Genomic DNA, 19,621 nt, shown 5'->3' on the forward strand with positions numbered 1-19,621 from the left:
GGAAACGGCGGGGCCGAATCGAGAGGACACCGATGACGACTATCGCCGGGCTGCCCGCACATGTCCTGCTGTTGCACTTCGTGGTGGTGCTGGTGCCGTTGACCGCGGTCCTGCTCATCCTGTGCGCGGTGTGGCCGGCGGCGCGCCGGAGGCTGGTCTGGCTGGTGGCGATGTTGGCGGGCCTGACGCTGCTGGTCACCCCGGCGACGGTCAACGCCGGCGAATGGCTGGCCGACACCGGCAAGATCGGGGGGTCGCCCGACCTCGACAGGCACATGGCCGCCGGCGAGTACGGCCTCTACATGGCGTTGGGGCTGGCCGTCGCGGCGGCGCTGCTGGCCGGTCTGCACGTGGCCCTCTCCCGCGGCGGCGCGGTGGCGCCGGTGCTGCGGTTGGGGATCGTCGTGGTGGTGATCGCGCTGGCCGGCGGGTCGATGTACGCGATTCACACCATCGGCGAATCCGGGACCAAGGCGGCCTGGGGCAGCCTGCTGGCACCGGCGGAGAATCGCTAAATCTGCGCCGCACCCTGGCGCTTGGCACAATGGATGCCATGTACAGCGTGTGGCGGGGAATTATGGCGATCGCCGGGTCAGTGGCCCTGGTGATGGGGGCGTCGACCGGTATCGGCCAGGCGGCGCAGCCAACACCGGCACCGGGGTTCGCCGTCGCGGCGATCGAGCCGGCCGACGGTGCGGTGGTGGGGGTGGCCTACCCGGTGATCGTGCGGTTCGCCGGGCCGGTCGGTGACCGGGCGGGTGCTGAGCGAGGCATCCACATCGCCTCATCGGGAAACTCCGCCGGCCACTTCGAATGGGTCAGCGACGATGTCGTGCAGTGGGTTCCCGACGGCTACTGGTCACCGCACAGCACGATCAGCGTGGAGGCCCACGGCATGTCGACGGGGTTCGAGACCGGTGACGCGGTGCTGGGGGTCGCCGACATCTCCGACCACACCTTCACCGTCAGCGTCAACGGCGAGACCCTGCGGGTGATGCCGGCATCGATGGGTAAACCCAAGCGCCCCACCCCGATCGGTTCGTTCACCGCATTGTCGAAGGAGCGCAAGATCAAGTTCGATTCGCGCACCATCGGCATTCCGCTCAACGACCCCGAGGGCTACCTGCTCAACGGCGAGTACGCGGTCCGGGTGACCTGGAGCGGGGTGTATGTGCATTCGGCGCCGTGGTCGGTGGACTCGCAGGGGTATTCGAACGTCAGCCACGGCTGCATCAACCTCAGCCCGGACAACGCGGCGTGGTACTTCGACACCGTGCACCTGGGCGACCCGATCGAGGTGCAGGCCTAGCCGTTTAGCAGGCGCCCAGCACGGCCGTCGGCATGTGCGCCACGTAGCGCTCGGCGCGCTGCTGCGGGCCCATCTCCAGCCGAGCACCCAAGGGGCGCAGCCAGCCGGCCATGCGGCGACCGGCCTGACAGACCAGCGAGCCATGGGTCGTCGAAATACGGTGGGTGACAACAAAATCCATGATTTTCTCCTGCCGGGATGCCCGACACGACCCAAGGGGTCGGCGGAATTCGCGGTTCAGGCCGCGGCGGAGACGCCGGGGCCGGTGAGGGACAGACGGATTGGACACGGATACGGCCCGTCGCTGGGACTCACGTAGCCCTCACCTCCTTCCGGCCAAGACATGCGGGGATGTCGTTGTCGTCCATCGTGGCACCGAAATCCGGGACCGTCAAACGCGAACGCGCCAAAGCCTTTCGGCGCGAGCAGTCGCGAAAGCCCCCTGCGAAGGTTCCGTCAGGGGGCTTTCGCGACTGCTCGCCGGGAGAAATCTGTTGAGTGCTACAGCAACCCGAGCAGCTGCAGATCGGTGATGTACTTGACGATCACCGCCGGCGTGACGTGCGGGATGTCTGGATACCCGGCGCCGGTGCTGGTCCTGGCTTCCTGCACCGCAGTCCGGAATCGATCGGTGGGTGCGATCGACCCGCAGATCGGCGGCTGCGGCTTCTGGTAGTTGTGCAGCAGCGGCAGCAGGGACGCCTGACGCTGCCGCTCCGGCAATGCCCGCAGGGTGGTCTCGAACCGCTGCAGCCAGTCGCCGTAGTCGGCGATCCGCCGAATCGGGTAGCCGGCCTCGATCAGCCAGTCCACGAACTCGTCCATGCCCAGGCCGTCGTCGTAGGGGTTCATCACGTGGTAGGTGGCGAACCCGTGACCGGCAGCGGCACCCAAGGTGGTGGACGCCTCGGCGATGAACTCCACCGGCAGCCCGTCGTAGTGGGCGCGGCTGCGGTTGCCCTCGGCGTCCAGCTCGTAGAACGAACCGGGTGCGACACCGGAGGCGACCAGGCTGAACATCATCCGGGTGAACATGTCCGGCAGGTTGAGCTGGCCGGCGTAGCTGGTGTCGGCCAGGATCATGTCGCAGCGGAACACCGCGACCGGCAGGCCGCACAGGTCGTTGGCCTCGCGCAGCAACACCTCCCCGGCCCACTTGCTGTTGCCGTAGCCGTTGGCGTAGCCGTCGTTGATCGCCCGCACCGGGCTCATCACTCGCACGTCGGCGTCCTCGGTGAACTTGCCCAGCGGGATCTGGTCACCGACACCGATGGTGGAGAAGTAGGTGAACGGCTTGATCTTGCCGGTCAGCGCGACCCGGATCAGCTCGGCGGTGCCGACGGCATTCGGGCCGAACAGCTCGCTGTAGGGCAGCACGTGGTTGACCAGCGCTGCCGGGTCGACGATCACGTCGACAGTGTCGGCCAGCCGCTGCCAAACGTCTTGCTCCAGCCCGAGATTCGCCTCGCCCTTGTCGCCGGCCAGCACCTCCAGGTGGGTGGCCGCCAGTTCGGTGTAGCGGGCCAGCAGCTTCGCGTCACCGCTGTCGAAAGTCGCATCGAGCCGACGACGTGCACCCTCATCGGAGCGTGCCCGCACCAGGCAGATCAGCTTGCCGTCTATCGGGGCCAGTCGCTCCAGCCACTCGAGGGCCAGATAGCGGCCCAGGAAGCCGGTCGCGCCGGTCAGCAGTACAGTGCGCACCTGCTCGGACGGACCGGGCAATGAAGGTGCCGCCGCCAGGGTGGCCTCGTCGAGGAACTTGTCCAACGTCAGGTCGGCGGCGGCCACCTCGACGGCATCCCGGCCGTGCACCGAGGCGAATGTCGGCCGTTTCGATCCACTCCGCTGGGCCTCGACGTAGTCGGCCAGCGACGCCAGATCGCTTGCCGGGCTGACGATCACGCCGACCGGAACATCGACATCGAAGATGTCGCGCAGCAGATTGCCGAAGGTCAGGGCCGACAGGGAGTCCCCGCCCAGATCGGTGAAGTGGGTATCGGGGGCCAAGTCGGCGGTCGAGGCGCCCAGCAGTGCGGCCGCGGCCCGGCTGACGGTCTCCAGCGCGGGGCGATCAGCCCCGTGCGCGCGCAGTTCGCTCAGCTCATTGGCCTGGCCCTCGGCCAGCTCGGTGTAGAGCCGTTCGAGGCGAGGGCCGTAGTGCGCCTTCAGTTTTGGCCAGGCCAGCTTGCGGATGCCGGTTAGCAGGCCGTTCTCCAAGGTGAACGGTTCGGTCTCGACGATGAAGTCACGTGGCACCTCGTAGGACTGCAGGCCGGCGTCGCGGGCCACCTGCTGAAGCGACTCGGCGATCGCCGGCTTGAGGCCGGCGGCATCGAAGCGCGCTACGGCGTCCTCAGTGGGCACCACCACAGCCAACAGGTAGGGCTGCGCGCTGTTGCCGTAGACATAGATCTGGCGCACCAGCGCGCTGTTGCCGAACTCGGCCTCCAGCTTGGCCAGGGTGACGAACTCGCCCTGGGCCAGCTTGAGCACGTTGTTGCGCCGGTCGACGTAGACCAGCTGGTCGGGGCCGACCTCGGCGACGACGTCGCCGGTGCGGTAGTAGCCGTCGGCGTCGAACACCTCGGCGGTGATCTCGGGGCGCTTGTAGTAACCGGGGAACAGGTTCTCGCTCTTGAGCAGCAGCTCACCGCGCGGGTGCGGCTTGTCGGTGCCGAAGTAGCCCAGGTCGGGCACGTCGACCAACTTGTAGTCCAGCACCGGGGGCCGCTGCACCACGCCGTCGAAGAGCACCATGCCGGCTTCGGTAGAGCCGTAGCCGTTCAGCACGTGCTGTTGGGTGAGGCCCTCGACCCAGGTGCGCAGTTCTTCGGAGATCGGCGCGGAACCGGTCATCGCGAAGATGCAGCGTCCGCCGAGCAAGTCACGGCGCATCCGCGCGAGCACCTCCGCCTCGGCGGCCGGGTCGCCGGCGGAGGCGTCGAGCTCACTCTGGAAGTGCTGGTAGAGCATCTCCCAGATCCGGGGCACGAAGTTCATCTCGGTGGGCCGCACCAACGCGAGGTCCTCCAAGAAGGTGGAGAGGTCACTGCGGGCGCTGAAGTAGGCGGTGCCGCCGTTGCCGAGGGTGCCGTAGAGGATGCCGCGGCCCATGATGTGGCTCATCGGCATGAAGTTCAGCGTGATCGACGCGGCGCTCGGGCCGAACCAGTTCTTGGCCGACCGCACCCACATCCGCTCCACGTTGCTCTGCGGGTACATCGCCCCCTTCGGTGCGCCGGTGCTGCCGGAGGTGTAGACCAGCAGGGCCAGCGGGTCGCTGTCCTCGCCGGCGTCGCGGGCGGGCATGCCGGCGGGCGACAAAGACCGGCCGCGGCTGAGCAGCTCGGCCAGCGGCTCGACGACGACCTCGACGCCGGCCAGGGCGGCGCGGGCGCCGGCCAGCGCGTCGCGGTGGTCATCGACCTGCTCGTGGAAGTCGAAGACCACCAGGCGGGTGGGGGCGGGGCCGGCGGCCACCAGCTCAACCGCGTCGGCCAGCGAGTCGACGCTGGCAGCAACGACGCGGGGCTCGGTTTCGGCCACGATCGGGGTCAGGGTGTTGACCGCCGCGGAGGTCTGCAGCGGCACCGAGACCGCACCGATCTGGCCCAGCGCCACGTCGATGACGGTGTAGTCGACGCTCGTGAAGCCCAGCACCGCGACCCTGTCTCCGGGCCGGACGGCGGCGGCGACCAGCGCGGTCGCCAGGGCGCGGACCCGCTCGGCCAGCTCGGCGTAGGTGATGGTGTCGTAGCGGGGCAGCAACTGCGCGACGGTGCGACCGGTCGCCGGGTCGGCGACATAGTCGACGGCACGCTGACCCAGCGCGGGCCGGTCGGCGTATCCGGTCAGCACGGTCTGCACCAGCTGCGGCAACCCCAGGCCGGGCCGGCCGGCGGCATCGGCGACGGCGTGGTCGGGCTGGGCGGCGGCGAATTGGGGGTCGGTGGCGGCCAGCTCGGCAACGCGGCGGGCCTGCTGGTCGTCGGAAAAAGAAGTAGCAGTCGTCATAACGGAACCTCTAAATAGATATCTCGCGGAAGTGGTTTGCGAAGGGGCGCGACGCTGCGCCGATAGATACTACGTTAGCAAAACTAAGTTTATTCCAGCACCTGGCGAGCCCTGTGACGTTGCGCTCAGTGCTGGTCACGGGGAGTGCCCCGCCACATCAGCTGATCGACTCCTCCAGCCACGGCAGCAGCCACTTCACCCCTTCGGGAGTGAGGTGAATGCCGTCGCTGCGCACCTTGATGCCGTCGACCTTGGCGGTGTAGGTGCCGTTCGGCCCGAGCTTCTTGTTCAGATCCATCACCGACACGGCGTCGCGCCCAGCGACCACCCGGCGCAGCAGCGCGTTCCAGCGGTCGACGCGCTTGGGATCGTCTTCGGGCCACAGCTTGCCGTCGGGCCGCTCGCCGTAGCGACTGTAGGGCACGGTGGTCACCACCACCCGGCTGCCGGCGGCCTGCAGGACGTCCAGGGCGTGCCGAAGTTCCGCGGTCAGGTAGGCGTCGAAGGTCGGGTCACCGATGTGGGTCCACTGGCCTTCGTTGACCCGGTCCACGGTCTCCCAGCGGCCGGCGAACAGCAGCACCACGTCGGGCCGGTCGGCCCTGACCTGCCGGGCCCACCGGGCCGGCCACCCGTCGCATTCCGACCCCTGCTCGATGGTCTTGCCGGCCCAGCGGTACGGCCCGGCCCGCACGATGCTGCAGCCGACGACGGTGTGGTCGATGAAGTCGTAGCCCGGGGTCGGCGGCAGGTAGTGCATCACGGTCCAGCCGATCGAGTCGCCGAATACCGAGACGGTGCGCGGCCGGTGGGGATCGTGGCGCACTGGCGCCGGACGGGTCCGGGCCGGCGGTGACGGTGACACCGCGGCGGCCGCGGCGATGTCCGGGGTCAGGCCGGTCTCGGCGGTGGGCCGCTCGACGACCGGGACCACGAACACCGTGACCGCCACCGCGGTGGCGCTCACGGCCGCCCCGAGTGGCAGCAGTGACACCTGCGCCGGCCGCCAGCGCCGGATCGGCTCCTCGATGACCCACCACGACACCGCCGCCACACCCACGGTGACGGCGCATCGCGCGGCCAGCAGCGCCCCTCCCGACCACCCGGTGCGCTCGCCGTTGAGCACCAAAAAGATCGGCCAGTGCCACAGGTAGATGCCGTAGGAGATGGTACCCAGCCACACCAGCGGAGCCCAGGCCAGCGCGCGGGCCACTAGCCCGCTCTGGTGCAGCGCAACCGGCGCGATCACCGCGATCGCGGCGACGGCGACCAGGGTCAGCAGCCCTCCCCGGAACTCCGCGGCACTGCCGGTGGCGCGGTGCGCGGCCACCGCCAGCAGGGCCAGCCCGGCCAGCGGCAGCAGCCGCGCGACCCAGCGTCCCCAGCCGGTGCGGATCACCGGCCAGCCGGCGGTCAGCGCGGGCCAGTCCCGCACCAGCAGCGCCGCCGCGGCGGCGCCGATCAGCAGCGCCTGCGCCCGGGTGTCGGTGCCGAAGTAGACCCGGTCGCGGGTGGCATCAGAGGCCATCACCTCGGCCGCTGTCGCCGACACGGCCGCGCCTGCGCTGGCCAACAGAAAGACCGTGAGGCGGACCCCGCCGACGGTGGCCAGGCTGCCGCGGCGCCGGGCACGAAACGCCAGCAGCAGGGCGATCGTGATGAGCAGCAGCGGCCAGAGGAAGTAGTACTGCTCCTCGACGCCCAGCGACCAGGTGTGCTGCAGCGGTGACGGGGTTCCCGCCTCGGTGAAGTAGTCGGTCTGCTGGGCGACGAACCGCCAGTTGGCCACCCAGAAGAACGCGGCGATCGCGTCCTCGCGCAGGCCCACCACCGCGTCGGAGGGCAGCAGCTCGTGGGCGATCGCCACGGTCAGCACCATCAGCACCAGGGCGGGCAGCAGCCGCCGGCCGCGGCGGATCCAGAACCCGCCGAGGTCGATCCGCCCGGTCCGGTGCAGCTCGTCGATCAGCAGCGAGGTGATCAGGAATCCGCTCAGGACGAAGAACAGGTCCACGCCGATGAACCCGCCCGACACCCCGGGGACGCCGCCGTGGTCGGCGAGCACCAGCGCGACGGCTACCGCGCGCAGACCGTCGAGAGCGTGAATGCCCGGCCGTCGCCGGTCGCGCCGAACCCGGTCCGCGGCACGTGCCGTGGCCAACCGGGCGGCACGCGGGGCCGGCGCAACCCAGCGGGACTTGCCCGAAGTGCGCATCGAGGTGGCCCGGCGAGTCCGGCTCCCGGCCGGTCGACTCATCTCATCCTGGTCGCCGTTGGCGCCGATTGGTCGATCCTCTCGCTGGTGGACCACCGAAAGCTTAGGGGGCGAGCAGCCGTCCTAACGGGAGGACACGCTTGAGGTCACGCGACCAATTCGGTAGTGCGCCACCAGATCAGCGCGACGAACAACGCCAGCAGCGCGATGCTGACCAGCGCTTGGACCCGGTTGCGGTGCGCCGGTGCGGGATAGACATAGGCGAACGCCACCAGCAGCCCGGTGATCAGGCCGCCGAGGTGCCCCTGCCAGCTGATCCGCGGGATGGTGAAGGTGAAGACCAGGTTGATCACAATGACGGCGACGACCCAGCCGACGTCCATCCGCAGTCGTCGGCCGACGATCAGCGTCGCGCCGAACAGACCGAAGATGGCTCCCGAGGCGCCGGCGGTGGCGGTGGTCAGCGGCGCCAGTAGATAGACCGCGACCGAGCCGCCCAGCGCGCTGAGCAGGTACAGCGCGCTGAACCGTGCCCGGCCGAGCAGGCCCTCCAACGACGGGCCCACCACATACAGCGCCCACATGTTCAGCAGCAGGTGCATCGCGCCGTAGTGCAGGAACGCCGAGGTCAGCAGGCGGTAGATCTGCCCGTCGGCCACCGCCGGTGACCACAGCACCAGTTCGGAGTCCAGCTGGGCCGACGACATCTGCCCGATGAACGCCAGCACGTTCAGGGCGATCAGGCCGTAGCTGACCACCGGTGTCCCCGAGGCGCGCCGGACCAGCGGGCGGGTCCGGGGCTGCGCGGCGCCGGCCCGCGCGCAGTCCACACAGTGCTGCCCGACGGCGGCACTACGCATGCAGTCGCCGCAGATGTAGCGCTGACACCGCGTGCAGCGCAGCGCGGTGGCCCGGTCGGGGTGCCGGTAGCAGACGGTCATGGGTACAGCCTCTCATCGAGACCCCCTATTCGGCTCAGCGGTAGATTTCACGCTGTGGCAACTCCGACACCGCACCGCGGGTTCAACAACGCCGTCACGCGATTCTGGAGCTTTGCCGCTCCGGCCTATGACACCCGGTTCCTGCAGCGCTGGGTCTACCGCCCGGCCCAGGACGAGCTGATCGCGGCGCTGCGGGCCCATCAGCCGGCCCGAGTCGCCGACATCGCCTGCGGCACCGGCATCCTCGCGGACCGCATCGAACGGGAACTGTCCCCCGAAGCCGTCTACGGGGTGGACATGTCCGCCGGGATGCTCAACGAGGCCCGGGCGCGCTCGACGCGGGTGCAGTGGCTGACCGGCCCCGCCGAGCGCCTGCCGTTCGACGACGGGACCCTCGAGGCGGTGGTGACCAGCTCGGCGTTCCACTTCTTCGACCAGCCCGCGGCGGTCCGGGAGTTCTACCGGGTGCTGGCACCGGGCGGGATGGCCGCGGTGACCGCGCTGAGCCCCCGCCACCCCATTCCGCTGCGCCGGCTGTTGGGCGGCCGGTGGAATCCCGCGCACCAGCCGACGCCGGCCGAGATGCGCACGCTGTTCACCGACGCCGGGTTCACCGTCGCCGACCAGCACCGGGTGGCGCGGCCGGCCTGGACACTGCTGGTGTCGGATCTGATCACCGTCGGCGTCAAGCCGTAAGTCTCCGCTGGTCGGTACCCTCGCGTGGTATGAGACCGATGAAGTTCGCCGCGGCGGTGGCTGTCACGCTCGCCGCGGCTTGGGTCGGCACGGGCTCCGCCGCGGCCGAGCCGACTCCCCCGCCCGCGCCCAAGCAGGTGATCGACACCGACGGCACGTTCGTTGTCGGAAGGGACATCCTGCCGGGGACCTACCGCTCCGATGGGCCTCGCGACGGCAACGCCTGCTACTGGCGCCGGAACAGCGGTGACAAGGTCGTCGACAGCGCGATGACCAAGAAGTCGCAGGTGGTGCTGATCGAGCCCGGCGACACCACATTCCGGACCGACCGCTGCGCGCCCTGGCAACTGACCGAATGCCCGCCCACCTGCGCTCCGGCGCCACAGCAGTCGGCCGGCCTGCCCGACGTGCTGAAGGGCTTTGTGCCGCAGCCCCGGCCGGCCGCTCCCTCGCCCGCTCCCAGCGGCGGATAGCTGGCCGTCACTTCTTGATCAGTTGGTGCGGGCAGTAGGTGTGCGCCGCGATGGCGGCGAACTGCGCCGCGCCGTCGGTGGTGAAGCCGGGATTGTTGGCCTTCAGGTCGGTGATCACCTGCAACGCGGGTTCGCCCCGGTCGACCAGGCCGCAGACCGCGCGGGCGGCTTCGATGGCCTGACTGGTGCTGCTGTAGGTGATCCCGGCCGCGCGCAGCGACTCCAGGAAGGCCGCGTTGTGGACCGCGCCGGCATCCTCGGGCTGGCTGCCCGGTTCGGGGTCGGCGTTCCCCGGAGCGGCGCCGGCCAGGCCCAGGCCGGCCGCAACGGCCAGCGCCAGTAGCGGTTTCACGGGAGTGCCGTCGTCGCTGCGACGGAGCCGGCGGCCCCGGCCTCCTTGGCGGCTTTTTTCAGGTGCACCGCGTGGAAACCGGGCTTCTTCGACAGTTCCTCGAGGAGGTCGTCCAGTCCGGCCTCGTCGATCTGCCAATGCTGGACCGTGTCCTTCTGCTTCTGCAACTGGGCGATGACGCGGTCGAGCTGAACCGGGGCTTGGCCTTTACCGCCTTTGGTGGCGGACCCGCGGATATTGGCGCCGTTGATCAGCTGCGAGCCGGGAGCGCCCAGCGCGCCGCCGGTCAGGGCGCCCAATGCGGCGGGGTTGAGCAACCCGCCCACACCCGCCGTCGGTGCCGCGACTGTGCTGCCGGCCGCCGGCAGTGAGGTGGCGGCCAGCCGGATGGCGGGCGTTGCGGTCGCCCAGCCCTGGGGCACCGACAGCGCCCCGACCGACGGGGCGGTGCCCACGCCGGCCGTCACCGCCCGGACCACGCCTCCGGAAGCAGACCTTGGCCCGCCGCCCAATCCGGCGCCCAGTGCGTTCATCCCGCTTCCGCCCAGCCCGGCTCCCAGCGCCGATTTGGGGACCTCGGGCAACAACGACTGCGGCTTGTAGAACGTCTTCAACTGCACCATGCCGAAGTTGGGTCCGCTGAGCACGACGTTGCCGAGGCCGCCGAACTTCATGACCCCGCCGAGCGCGCCGAACAGGCCCTCGTAGAGGCCGGCGACGTCCGACGCGTCCCCGGCAGCGGCGAGGCCCGGCCCGGTCTGGCCGGCGGCCGAATTGGTGGTCGGCGGCGGCGCGGCGAGCGGCGCCAGCCGGGTGGCCGCCGCCGCGGCGGCCTGGTAGGCGAACATCGCAGCGGCGTCCTGCGCCCACATCTGCGCGTATTGGGCGTCGGCGGCCGCGATCGCCGCGGTGTTCTGCCCGAAGGTGTTCGACGCCAGCAGCGCGGCCCGGATGCTGCGGTTGGCCGCGATCACCGGTGGCGGCACCACGGCGGCCAGCGCGACCTCGAACGCGCTCGCCGCGGCCCCGGCCTGTACCGCGGTCTGGGTGGCCTGCGCGGCGGCGGTCGACATCCAGTCCACGAAGGGTGTCGCCGCGGCGATCATGGCGGTCGCCGAGGTCCCGATCCACGACTCGGCGGTCAGGGAGGTGAGCACCGCGCGGTAGGAGGCCGTCGCGGCGTGCAGTTCGGCGGCCAGCCCCTCCCACGCGGTGGCCGCGGCCAGCAGCGATTCGGGGCCCGGGCCGGCGTACATCTGCCCGGAGGTGACCTCCGGGGGGATCAGCGCGAAATCGATCACGGCGTGGCTCCGTCCTCAGGCACCGGGATGACCAGGATGGTGGCGGTGGTCAGCGCCTCGGTGTCGGGCGCCTTGTCGATCACCCGGGTGGCACCGCCGGCGACGGACTGCACCGCGGTGCCGCCGACGGCGCGACCGGCCAGGCTCGACAGCGCCATCTCGTTGAACATCGCACTCGAGGAGCCCTCGACGGCGAACGCCGAAGCGCTCGAAGCGACCGAACTGCTGGACAGCATCGCCGGCATTGCCTTGCCGGCCGGCGCCGCGGTGGACCAGCTCGCCGGCACCGACAGCGACCCGACCAGACTCGCCTGTCCGGTGCTGGCCGCCACGGTGGTGGCACCGGCCGAGAGCGGCGCCTGGTAGGAGATGTAGCCGCCCGACAGCGGCCCCAGGGCGCCGGTGATCGGGGCCGGACCGCTGAGCAGGCTGGCCACGCCGGGCGGATTCTGGGCCAAACCCACGAGCTGCCCGGCGATCAGCCAGCCGCTGCCGAGGTTGGCGAGGTGACCCAGCGGCGAGTACGGCCCAGTCAGGTCGCCCAGGAACTTGGCGATATCCCCGATGCCGGACCCGATATCACCCGGTGTCGCCTGCGCCGGAGACGCGGTGAGGTCGGTCAGGGTCCTGGGCACCGCCGACAGCAGCTGCGAGACCCTCGACGGCGCGGCCGAGGCGGTCCGCACCCCGGCAGCTTCGGCCGCGGGGACCAGCTGGGACGAATCGGTGGCGGCGTCGGCGGCTTCCGGCGCCGGGTCGAACACGCTGAGCTGGGTCGCGGCCGCGGCCGAACCCGCGTAGCCGTACATGGCGGTGGCGTCTTGGGCCCACATCTCGGCGTAGAGGGCCTCGGTCGCCGCGATCGCCGGGGCATTCTGGCCCAGCAGGTTCGTCGCCACCAGAGTCATCAGCAGGCTGCGGTTGGCCGCGATCACCGGCGGCGGAACATGCGCCGCGAACGCCGCCTCGTACGCCGCGGCCGCCGAAGAGACCTGGGCGGCGGCGTGCTCGACGCGGGTGGCGGTGACACCGATCCACTCCGCATACGGGGTGGCCGCCGTGACCATCGTCAGCGCGGACGGCCCGTGCCAGACACCGGCCAGGTCGGCGATCACCGAGCGGTAGGCCGCGGCCGCGGTGTGCAACTCGCCGGCGAGGGCCTGCCAGGCGGCGGCGGCGGCCAGCAGCGGCCCGGGCCCCGCACCGGAGTACATCAGACCGGAATGCACCTCCGGCGGGATCGCTCCAAATTCCATGTCATCCGACCTCATGTGGGGATTTCGTGGCCAGCAAAGTGGACAGAGGATGAATCTAGGGTGACTCGCTGGAAGATAGCCGGGAGGAAGCTGTGAGCGATCGTGGAGTCCGGTGTGGGGGCGATCACATCCGGAAGGGTGGCATGGGTCCCGGGCGCTTGCAACCGCTGGAGGTCCGTCGGCGCAGGCAGCGGGCTCAGGCCGGTGTCGCGTCGGCGAGCAATAAAGTGGCGGCGTCGACCAGAGTCCGGATCACCTCGTCGGCGCTGAAGTCGCTGAGCCATAGGTTCGGCGCATCGCTGCGGTGCAGCATCGCCACGCCGTGCAAGGCCACCGACAAGGCGGCGGCGACCCGGTCGGAAGCCGGATCAGGCGCGGCGTCCGGCGGTCGCCCACGGCAGGCCAACAAGGCCCGGGTGACGGTGGCGAGCGCCTGGCGAGCCGCCGGCGGCGCTTGACCGTCCTGGGTCATCAGGGCGTAGCGCAGCGGATGACGTTGCGCGAACGACACGTAAACCCGGCAGCCGATCAGTAGGCGCTCGCGCGGATCGGTGGCCGCCTGCACCTGCTCGGCGATCTCCTCGGAGACCTGCACCCAGCTCAACTCGGCGACGGCCTCGAGCACCCGGTCACGATCCTCGAAGTGCGCGTAGACCGACGGCGCTGCGATGCCGGCCTCCCGGGCGATGCGCCGCAGCGAGACCTCACCCTCACTGTCGGCGCCGTCGATCACCCGGGCAGCCGCCGCCAGGATCTCCTCGCGCAGCAATGCGCCGTGACCTCGCAGATTGCGCCGGCGAGCGGGTGTGGGCACGTCATCATCCTAACGACCGTTAGCCATCGGGCGGCTGCGTGCTGGACAACACCGGACGCGCGGGTGTGAGCCGCCACAAACTAACTTTACAGCCGTTTCCTTATGACCGTAAGGTTATCCGCCATGAGCGCATTGCAAAAGCTCCGGTCGCCCCTTGAGCGGCTGTGGATCGTGCTGGTGATCGTCCCGGTCGCGGCCGTGGGCGCACTGGTCATCTACCGGTTCCACGGCGTCTTCGGCGCCGACCACTCGGCCACCGCCGCCGCCGCGGGCGGCGAGATCGTCTCGACCGTCCCGAAGTACGTGACCTACGAGATCTACGGCCCCCGGCACACCTCGGGGATGGTCAGCTATGTCGACGAACGCGCTCAGTCCCGGGAGGCGACGTTCGACTCGCTGCCGTGGTCGCTGACGTTGACCACGACGCAGCCCAGCGTGTTCGCCAATGTCATGGCGCAGGGCGACAGCGACGCGCTGGGTTGCCGGATCACCGTCAACGGCGACCTGCGTGATGAGCAGCGGGGCGACGGCCACAGCGCGGCGACGTTCTGCGTGGTGAAGGCCGCATGAGCGGCCAGCACAGCCCGGGCGGCAAGGCGCCGCTCTACCCGCGGCTGGTCCGTGCCCTGGCCGTCCCGATCATCTTGTTCTGGCTCGCCGCGGCCGCGGCGACCAACCTGCTGGTGCCGCAGCTGGAGATCGTCGGCGCGCGCAACGCGGTCTCACTCTCGCCGCAGGACGCGCCGTCGGTGATGGCGATGAAGCACATCGGCGAGAAGTTCGGCGAGTTCGGTTCCGATTCGGTGCTGATGATCGTGCTGGAAAGCGATGAGCCGCTGGGCGGCCAGGACGGCGCCGCCCACCGCTACTACCAGCGACTGGTGGCGAGCCTGCAGGCCGACACCGCCCACGTCGAGCATGTGCAGGACTTCTGGGGCGACCGGGTCACCTCGGCGGGCTCGCAGAGCGAGGACGGTCGGGCCGCCTACGTGCAGGTGCACCTGGCCGGCAACCAGGGCTCGGCCCAGGGCGTGGAGTCGGTCGACGCGGTGCGCGACATCGTGGAGCACTCCGATCCCCCGGCCGGCCTGCGCTCCTACGTCACCGGCCAGGCCGCCTTGGTCGCCGACACCAACGAGGCCGGCGATGCCTCGATGATCAAGATGACCGGGATCACCCTGGCCGTCATCACGGTGATGCTGCTGGTGGTCTACCGGTCGATCGCCACCACCCTGATCGGGCTGCTGGTCGTCGTCACCGAGATGAGCGTGGCCCGCGGGCTGATCGCGGTGCTGGCCAACTTCCATGTCTTCGCGATCTCCACCTTCGTGGTCAGCATTCTGACCGCCCTGGCCATCGCGGCAGGCACCGACTACTGGATCTTCCTGATCGGGCGCTACCACGAGGCCCGCGGTGCGGGCGAAGACCCCGAAACCGCCCAGCGCACAACGCTGTCCAGCGTCAGCCATGTCATCCTGGGTTCCGGGCTGACCATCGCCGGTGCGATGCTGTGCCTGCATTTCACCCGGCTGAACTACTTCAACACCCTGGCGGTGCCGTGCGCGCTGGGCATGTTCACCATCTTGGCAATGGGGCTGACCTTCGCGCCGGCGGTGCTCGCGGTCAGCGCCCGGTTCGGGCTGCTCGATCCCAAGCGGGCCACCCAGACCGGCGGCTGGCGCAAAGTCGGGACCGCCGTGGTGCGCTGGCCGGCACCGATCCTGGCCGCCGCCGCCGCGGTTGCCGCCGTGGGCGTTCTGGTACTGCCGGGCTACCAGACCAGCTACGACAACCGGCACTACATCCCCTCCGACGTGCCGTCCAACATCGGCTACGCCGCGGCGGAGAAGCACTTCAGCTCGGCGCGGATGAACCCCGACATGCTGATGGTCGAAGCCGACCACGACATGCGCAACCCGCGCGACATGCTGGTGCTGGATCGCGTCGCCCGCAACATCTTCCGGGTTCCCGGCATCGAACGGGTGCAGAGCATCACCCGCCCGCTCGGGCCGCCGATGGAACACGGGTCGGTGCCATTCCAGATCAGTGCGCAGGGCGTCACGATGCGCGAGAACCTGCAGTTCCTCAAGGCGCGCCTCGACGACACCCAGACCATGGCCGATCAACTGTCCTCGATGGTCGCGGTGATGGATAGGCTGCACGGGCTGACGGTCCAGTTGTCCGACGCCACCCACGGCACCGACCAGGCCACCCATGACATGGAAGGCACCATGGCCGAGGTGCGCGACCGGATCGCCGACTTCGACGACCAGGTCCGGCCACTGCGCAACTATTTCTATTGGGAGCCGCACTGTTTCAACATCGGTGTGTGCAACGCGTTCCGGTCGATGTTCGACGCCACCGACGGGTTCGACAAGCTGGCCGAGAACACCACCGCGCTCGCCGATCAGCTGGACCGGGTCGACGGCATCACCCCGGAGATCGCCGCGCAGATCCCGCCGATGATCGCCATCACCACCAACATGCGCGATCTCATGCTGACCATGCACAGCAGCTTCAGCCAGGTGGTCACCCAACTCGAGCAGATGACCGACACCGCCGCGGTGATGGGCCAGGTCTTCGACGACGCCCGCAACGACGACATGTTCTACCTGCCGCCGGAGGCCTTCGACAGCCCGGACTTTCAGCGCGGGATGGAGTTGATGATGTCCCCGGACGGCCAGGCGGCACGCATCCTGATCACCCACGACACCGATCCGGCGACCGTCGACGGCATCTCGCACGTGGACGCCGAACTGCAGGCCGCCAAGGAGGCCGTCAAGGGCACCCCGCTGGCCAAGGCGAAGTTTTATCTGGGCGGCACCGCGGCCACCTACGCCGACATCCAGACCGGCGCGCACTACGACCTGCTGATCGCGGCGATCGCCGCCATCATCCTGATCTTCGTGGTGATGCTGCTGATCACCCGGGCGCTGGTCGCCTCGATCGTGATCGTCGGGACCGTGGTGCTGTCGCTGGCCTCGTCGTTCGGGCTGTCGGTGCTGTTGTGGCAGTACGTGTTCGGCGTCGAGCTGCAGTGGCTGGTGATCGCGATGAGTGTGATCGTGCTGCTCGCGGTGGGCTCGGACTACAACCTGCTGGTGGTGTCGCGGATGAAGGAGGAAATCGGCTCAGGGTCGGGGGCCGGCCTGAAGACCGGGCTGATCCGCGCGATGGGCGCCACCGGCAAGGTGGTCACGGCGGCCGGGATGGTCTTCGCGTTCACCATGATCGCGATGATCGCCAGTGACCTGCGTTCGGTCGGCCAGATCGGCACCACCATCGGGCTGGGTCTGCTGTTCGACACCTTCATCGTCCGCAGCCTGATCACCCCGTCGATCGCGGCGCTGCTCGGCCGCTGGTTCTGGTGGCCGATCAACGTGCACCGTCGCCCGGCCGCCACCCCCGCCGAGTCCCCCGTCCCCGCCGAACGTGAAGGCAGCTTCACGTTCGCGCCGACGGCCCCGCTCCCGGCAGGCTAAGAATCTTACTGTTACGCCAAGATACTCTTATTTTTCTTAATTTGTCTGTATCGTGGGTCCCTTGAATGAGAGGGGCACACCAATGGGCGAATCAACGACCTCTGCGGTCGTGCTGGGTGCTGGGATGGCCGGCCTGCTGGCGGCACGGGTGGCATCGGAGTTCTACGGCTCCGTCACGGTGGTGGACCGCGATCTGCTGCCCGACCACCCGGCGCACCGCAAGGGGGTGCCGCAGGGCCGACACCTGCACAGCTTCCTGTCCGGCGGCACCGGCATCCTCGGTGAGTTGTTTCCCGGCATCCTCGACGACCTCGCCGCCGCCGGCGCGGTAGTCATCGACAACGCCGACCTATCCGGGCGGTATGCCCGGATCGGCCGGCACGAGCTGAACCGGACCGGCAGGCTCGCCGATCGCCGGGCCCTGGCGGTCTACAGCGCGAGCCGGCCGTTCGTGGAGTTTCACATGCGACAGCGCGTGGACAAGCTCGGCAACGTCGCGTTCCTCGACGGCCATGACGCGCTCGAGCCGGTGGTGGAGCACGGGGTCGTCACCGGCGTGCGAATCACGAATCGGCGCAACAGGTTGACGCAGATTCTGCACGCCGATCTGGTCATCGACGCGACGGGGCGATCCGCCCACACCGCCGCGTTCCTCGCCGATCACGGCTTCGGCAGCGTGCCCGAGCAGCGGCTCGAGCCGGCCGCGGGCTACGCGAGTCAATTGCTGCGCATCCCGCCGGGACGGATCACCGACCAGATGGTCTTCATCAACCAGGGCCGGGCCGAGCCTGGGCTGTTGCTGGCGGCCTACGAGCACGACACCTGGATGCTGGCCATCGCCCGCCACGGCGACTATGGCTCTCCCCCAGCCGATTTCACCGCCATGCTGGCCGCAGCCAGGCAGCTGCTGCCGCCGGCCATCATGGCCGGGCTGCGCGACGCCACGCCGGTGGGCGACATCGCGGTCTCCCGTGACACCGGCGCGCTGTGGCACCGCTACGACCGAATGCCGCGCTTCCCCGCCGGACTGGTGGTGATCGGCGACGGCCTGTGCCGGCTCAATCCGCTCCACGGGCAGGGCATGACGATGGCTGCGCTTGAAGCGCTCGCGCTGCGCGACTGCCTGCGGCAGCGCGGATCCGATTTGCCGCAGCGGTTCTTTCGGGCCGCCGCCAGCCGGATCGCACCGATCTGGGCTGCGAACGCATCCAGCGATGCGTCACCCGATCACTCGCACCCGATCCGCCACCGGCTGCGCGGGTGGTTCGCCGACGCGGTGGGAACGGCCGCCGCCCGCGACATCGCCGTCACCGAACGCCTCCTCCGGGTGCGCAACCTCGTCGACCCGGCCTCGCGGCTACGCGACCCGGTGCTGCTGTGGCGGATCCTGCGCGCCAACCTGCCAGGCCCCCGCCTTGCGCACCAGGAACCGCGGGTGGGCACACTGGCTCCGGTCCCGACTGCAGGAGGCTCCCATGCTTGACGCGAGCTACCGCGCCGCTCGCGACCGGGTCGGGGCCTTGGCTGCCGGGCTCGGCGATCACCAGCTGCGGACCCCCGTTCCGGCGACGCCCGGCTGGACGGTGCACGACGTGCTGGCCCATATGGTCGGCGGCGCCGCCGACGTCCTGGCCGGCCGGCTCGACGGCGCGCCGGGCGACTCCTGGACCGCGCGGCACGTCGCCGAACGCCGCGAGCGTCCGGTCGAGGAGTTGCTCGCCGAGTGGGAGCGCGCGGCGCCGGCGGTCGAGTCGAGCCTGCCGCGGCAGTACAAGGGTCCGAACCTGGCCGCGGACGCGATCTGCCACGAAGCCGACCTGCACGAGGCGTTGGGTTTGCCGCGCACCGGCCGCGAGCACTGGCAGCCGTTTCTGGAGGTGATGGTTCAGCTACCCGGCAGGCGCTTGGCCGACACCGCGACGCTCGTGATCACCGACGAGTTGGGGCAGCAATGGCGGAGCGGCTCAGGGGCATCGGTGTTGGAGTTGCGCGCCGACGGCTACGAACTGCTGCGGGGCGTGTTCAGCCGGCGTTCGCGTCGCCAGATCGCCGGCTGGGACTGGTCACTCGAACCGCCTGGTGAAGTGGTCGACCGTTTCGGCGCGTTCGGGCCACGCGACGACGACCAGCCGGTCCCGACCGGCTGAGTTCACCCATTGCAGGAGGTCAGCCGCGGCGGGGAGAACGTCACCGACCCGACTCCGCCGACGATCATTCCGTTCTCGGCCAGCGTCATCGCAGTCACATACGAGCAGGTCTGAATCTCGGTCAGCCCGTCGAGATAGACCACGTCGAAGGTGTACGCGAAGTTGCGCACCAACTGTCCCGCCGTCCAGGGCACGTCGACGACGAAGCCCAACGACGACCCCGACCGGGCGCCGAGCACCCGGGGCCCCGCCTCACCGATGTGCGGCGTGATCGAGAAGGGCACGCCGTCACGCTTGGTACCGGTCAGACCGGTGCTGTTGATCCGGTAGCCGGTGGCGGCCGCGGGCACAGGCGGGCCAGGACGGATATTGGTGCTGAACAGAATCGAGTAGTTCGTGCCGCCGACCACGGCGGTGGTGCTGAAGCTGGTCGAGGTGAACTCCTCGGGCAGTTGCACCACGCAGTTCTCGATCAGTTCGTTCGGATCACCGCATTCCTGCGAGCCGGGCGGCGCCGCCAGGACACGTGGCGCAGTGAGCGCGAGACCGACGGCCGGCACCGACCAGGCGGCGCCGCGCACAAAGGTGCGCCGGGAAATGGACTTGCTCGACATCTCC

The 19,621-nt window shown here is 69.8% G+C and carries 17 protein-coding genes; 8 read left to right on the plus strand and 9 right to left on the minus strand.

Features of this window, described 5'->3' with window-relative positions; translation table 11 throughout:
• The first annotated feature begins 32 nt into the window (after positions 1–32).
• Both A5648_RS12180 and A5648_RS12185 read left to right on the plus strand, forming a co-directional pair.
• The gene (locus tag A5648_RS12180; RefSeq protein WP_065024790.1) at positions 33–515 is read left to right on the plus strand and encodes a hypothetical protein; all 483 of its coding nucleotides are present in this window, start codon (positions 33–35) and stop codon (positions 513–515) included.
• Positions 516–553: 38 nt separating this feature from the next.
• Positions 554–1,309 carry a L,D-transpeptidase gene (locus A5648_RS12185; protein WP_082966458.1) on the plus strand — a complete coding sequence of 252 codons (756 nt, stop codon included), beginning with the start codon at positions 554–556 and terminating at the stop codon, positions 1,307–1,309.
• Positions 1,310–1,313: 4 nt separating this feature from the next.
• On the opposite strand, the gene A5648_RS24050 is transcribed toward A5648_RS12185, so the two are convergent.
• From A5648_RS24050 to A5648_RS12200, 4 genes are all read right to left on the minus strand, one after another.
• Complete coding sequence (locus A5648_RS24050) at positions 1,314–1,490, minus strand: hypothetical protein (RefSeq protein ID WP_165607339.1); 177 nt, start codon at positions 1,488–1,490, stop codon at positions 1,314–1,316.
• Between the two features lie 320 nt (positions 1,491–1,810).
• Positions 1,811–5,326, minus strand: coding sequence for a carboxylic acid reductase (gene car, locus A5648_RS12190; protein ID WP_065024791.1), 3,516 nt, complete (start codon positions 5,324–5,326; stop codon positions 1,811–1,813).
• A gap of 157 nt (positions 5,327–5,483) precedes the next feature.
• A complete protein-coding gene (locus A5648_RS12195) occupies positions 5,484–7,541 on the minus strand; it encodes an acyltransferase family protein (protein ID WP_109470780.1) in 2,058 nt (685 codons plus the stop codon).
• Positions 7,542–7,687: 146 nt separating this feature from the next.
• Entirely contained in the window at positions 7,688–8,482 is a 795-nt protein-coding gene (locus tag A5648_RS12200; RefSeq protein ID WP_065024792.1) for a rhomboid family intramembrane serine protease, read from the minus strand.
• A 54-nt stretch (positions 8,483–8,536) separates the two neighbouring features.
• Between A5648_RS12200 and A5648_RS12205 the strand changes: the two genes are divergently transcribed.
• The gene (locus A5648_RS12205; RefSeq protein ID WP_065024793.1) at positions 8,537–9,178 is read left to right on the plus strand and encodes a class I SAM-dependent methyltransferase; all 642 of its coding nucleotides are present in this window, start codon (positions 8,537–8,539) and stop codon (positions 9,176–9,178) included.
• Between the two features lie 29 nt (positions 9,179–9,207).
• Complete coding sequence (locus A5648_RS12210; RefSeq protein WP_065024794.1) at positions 9,208–9,651, plus strand: hypothetical protein; 444 nt, start codon at positions 9,208–9,210, stop codon at positions 9,649–9,651.
• Positions 9,652–9,658: 7 nt separating this feature from the next.
• On the opposite strand, the gene A5648_RS12215 is transcribed toward A5648_RS12210, so the two are convergent.
• From A5648_RS12215 to A5648_RS12230, 4 genes are all read right to left on the minus strand, one after another.
• Positions 9,659–10,003 (minus strand): DUF732 domain-containing protein, encoded by a 345-nt coding sequence (locus tag A5648_RS12215; protein ID WP_065024795.1) that lies wholly within the window; start codon positions 10,001–10,003, stop codon positions 9,659–9,661.
• A complete protein-coding gene (locus tag A5648_RS12220; protein WP_065024850.1) occupies positions 10,000–11,301 on the minus strand; it encodes a PPE family protein in 1,302 nt (433 codons plus the stop codon). The genes A5648_RS12215 and A5648_RS12220 overlap by 4 nt, the downstream gene beginning before the upstream one ends.
• Positions 11,301–12,560, minus strand: coding sequence for a PPE family protein (locus A5648_RS12225; protein ID WP_065024796.1), 1,260 nt, complete (start codon positions 12,558–12,560; stop codon positions 11,301–11,303). Before A5648_RS12225 ends, A5648_RS12220 begins: the two co-directional genes overlap by 1 nt.
• Positions 12,561–12,756: 196 nt before the next feature.
• A complete protein-coding gene (locus tag A5648_RS12230; protein ID WP_234787405.1) occupies positions 12,757–13,374 on the minus strand; it encodes a TetR/AcrR family transcriptional regulator in 618 nt (205 codons plus the stop codon).
• A gap of 123 nt (positions 13,375–13,497) precedes the next feature.
• On the opposite strand from A5648_RS12230, the gene A5648_RS12235 reads away from it, so the two are divergent.
• The 4 genes from A5648_RS12235 (at position 13,498) to A5648_RS12250 (ending at position 19,003) form a co-directional block, all read left to right on the plus strand.
• Positions 13,498–13,944, plus strand: coding sequence for an MmpS family transport accessory protein (locus tag A5648_RS12235; RefSeq protein WP_165607340.1), 447 nt, complete (start codon positions 13,498–13,500; stop codon positions 13,942–13,944).
• Positions 13,941–16,856 carry an RND family transporter gene (locus tag A5648_RS12240; protein ID WP_065024798.1) on the plus strand — a complete coding sequence of 972 codons (2,916 nt, stop codon included), beginning with the start codon at positions 13,941–13,943 and terminating at the stop codon, positions 16,854–16,856. The genes A5648_RS12235 and A5648_RS12240 overlap by 4 nt, the downstream gene beginning before the upstream one ends.
• Before the next feature lie 82 nt (positions 16,857–16,938).
• Positions 16,939–18,339 (plus strand): FAD-dependent oxidoreductase, encoded by a 1,401-nt coding sequence (locus A5648_RS12245; RefSeq protein ID WP_065024799.1) that lies wholly within the window; start codon positions 16,939–16,941, stop codon positions 18,337–18,339.
• Positions 18,332–19,003 carry a maleylpyruvate isomerase family mycothiol-dependent enzyme gene (locus A5648_RS12250; protein WP_065024800.1) on the plus strand — a complete coding sequence of 224 codons (672 nt, stop codon included), beginning with the start codon at positions 18,332–18,334 and terminating at the stop codon, positions 19,001–19,003. The genes A5648_RS12245 and A5648_RS12250 overlap by 8 nt, the downstream gene beginning before the upstream one ends.
• 2 nt (positions 19,004–19,005) lie before the next feature.
• Here the strand turns inward: A5648_RS12250 and A5648_RS12255 are convergent, their stop codons facing one another.
• Entirely contained in the window at positions 19,006–19,617 is a 612-nt protein-coding gene (locus A5648_RS12255) for a hypothetical protein (protein ID WP_234787412.1), read from the minus strand.
• Positions 19,618–19,621: the final 4 nt, after the last annotated feature.

Origin of the sequence: Mycolicibacter sinensis, from assembly GCF_001673565.1 — a bacterium.
Taxonomy (GTDB): domain Bacteria; phylum Actinomycetota; class Actinomycetes; order Mycobacteriales; family Mycobacteriaceae; genus Mycobacterium; species Mycobacterium sinense_C.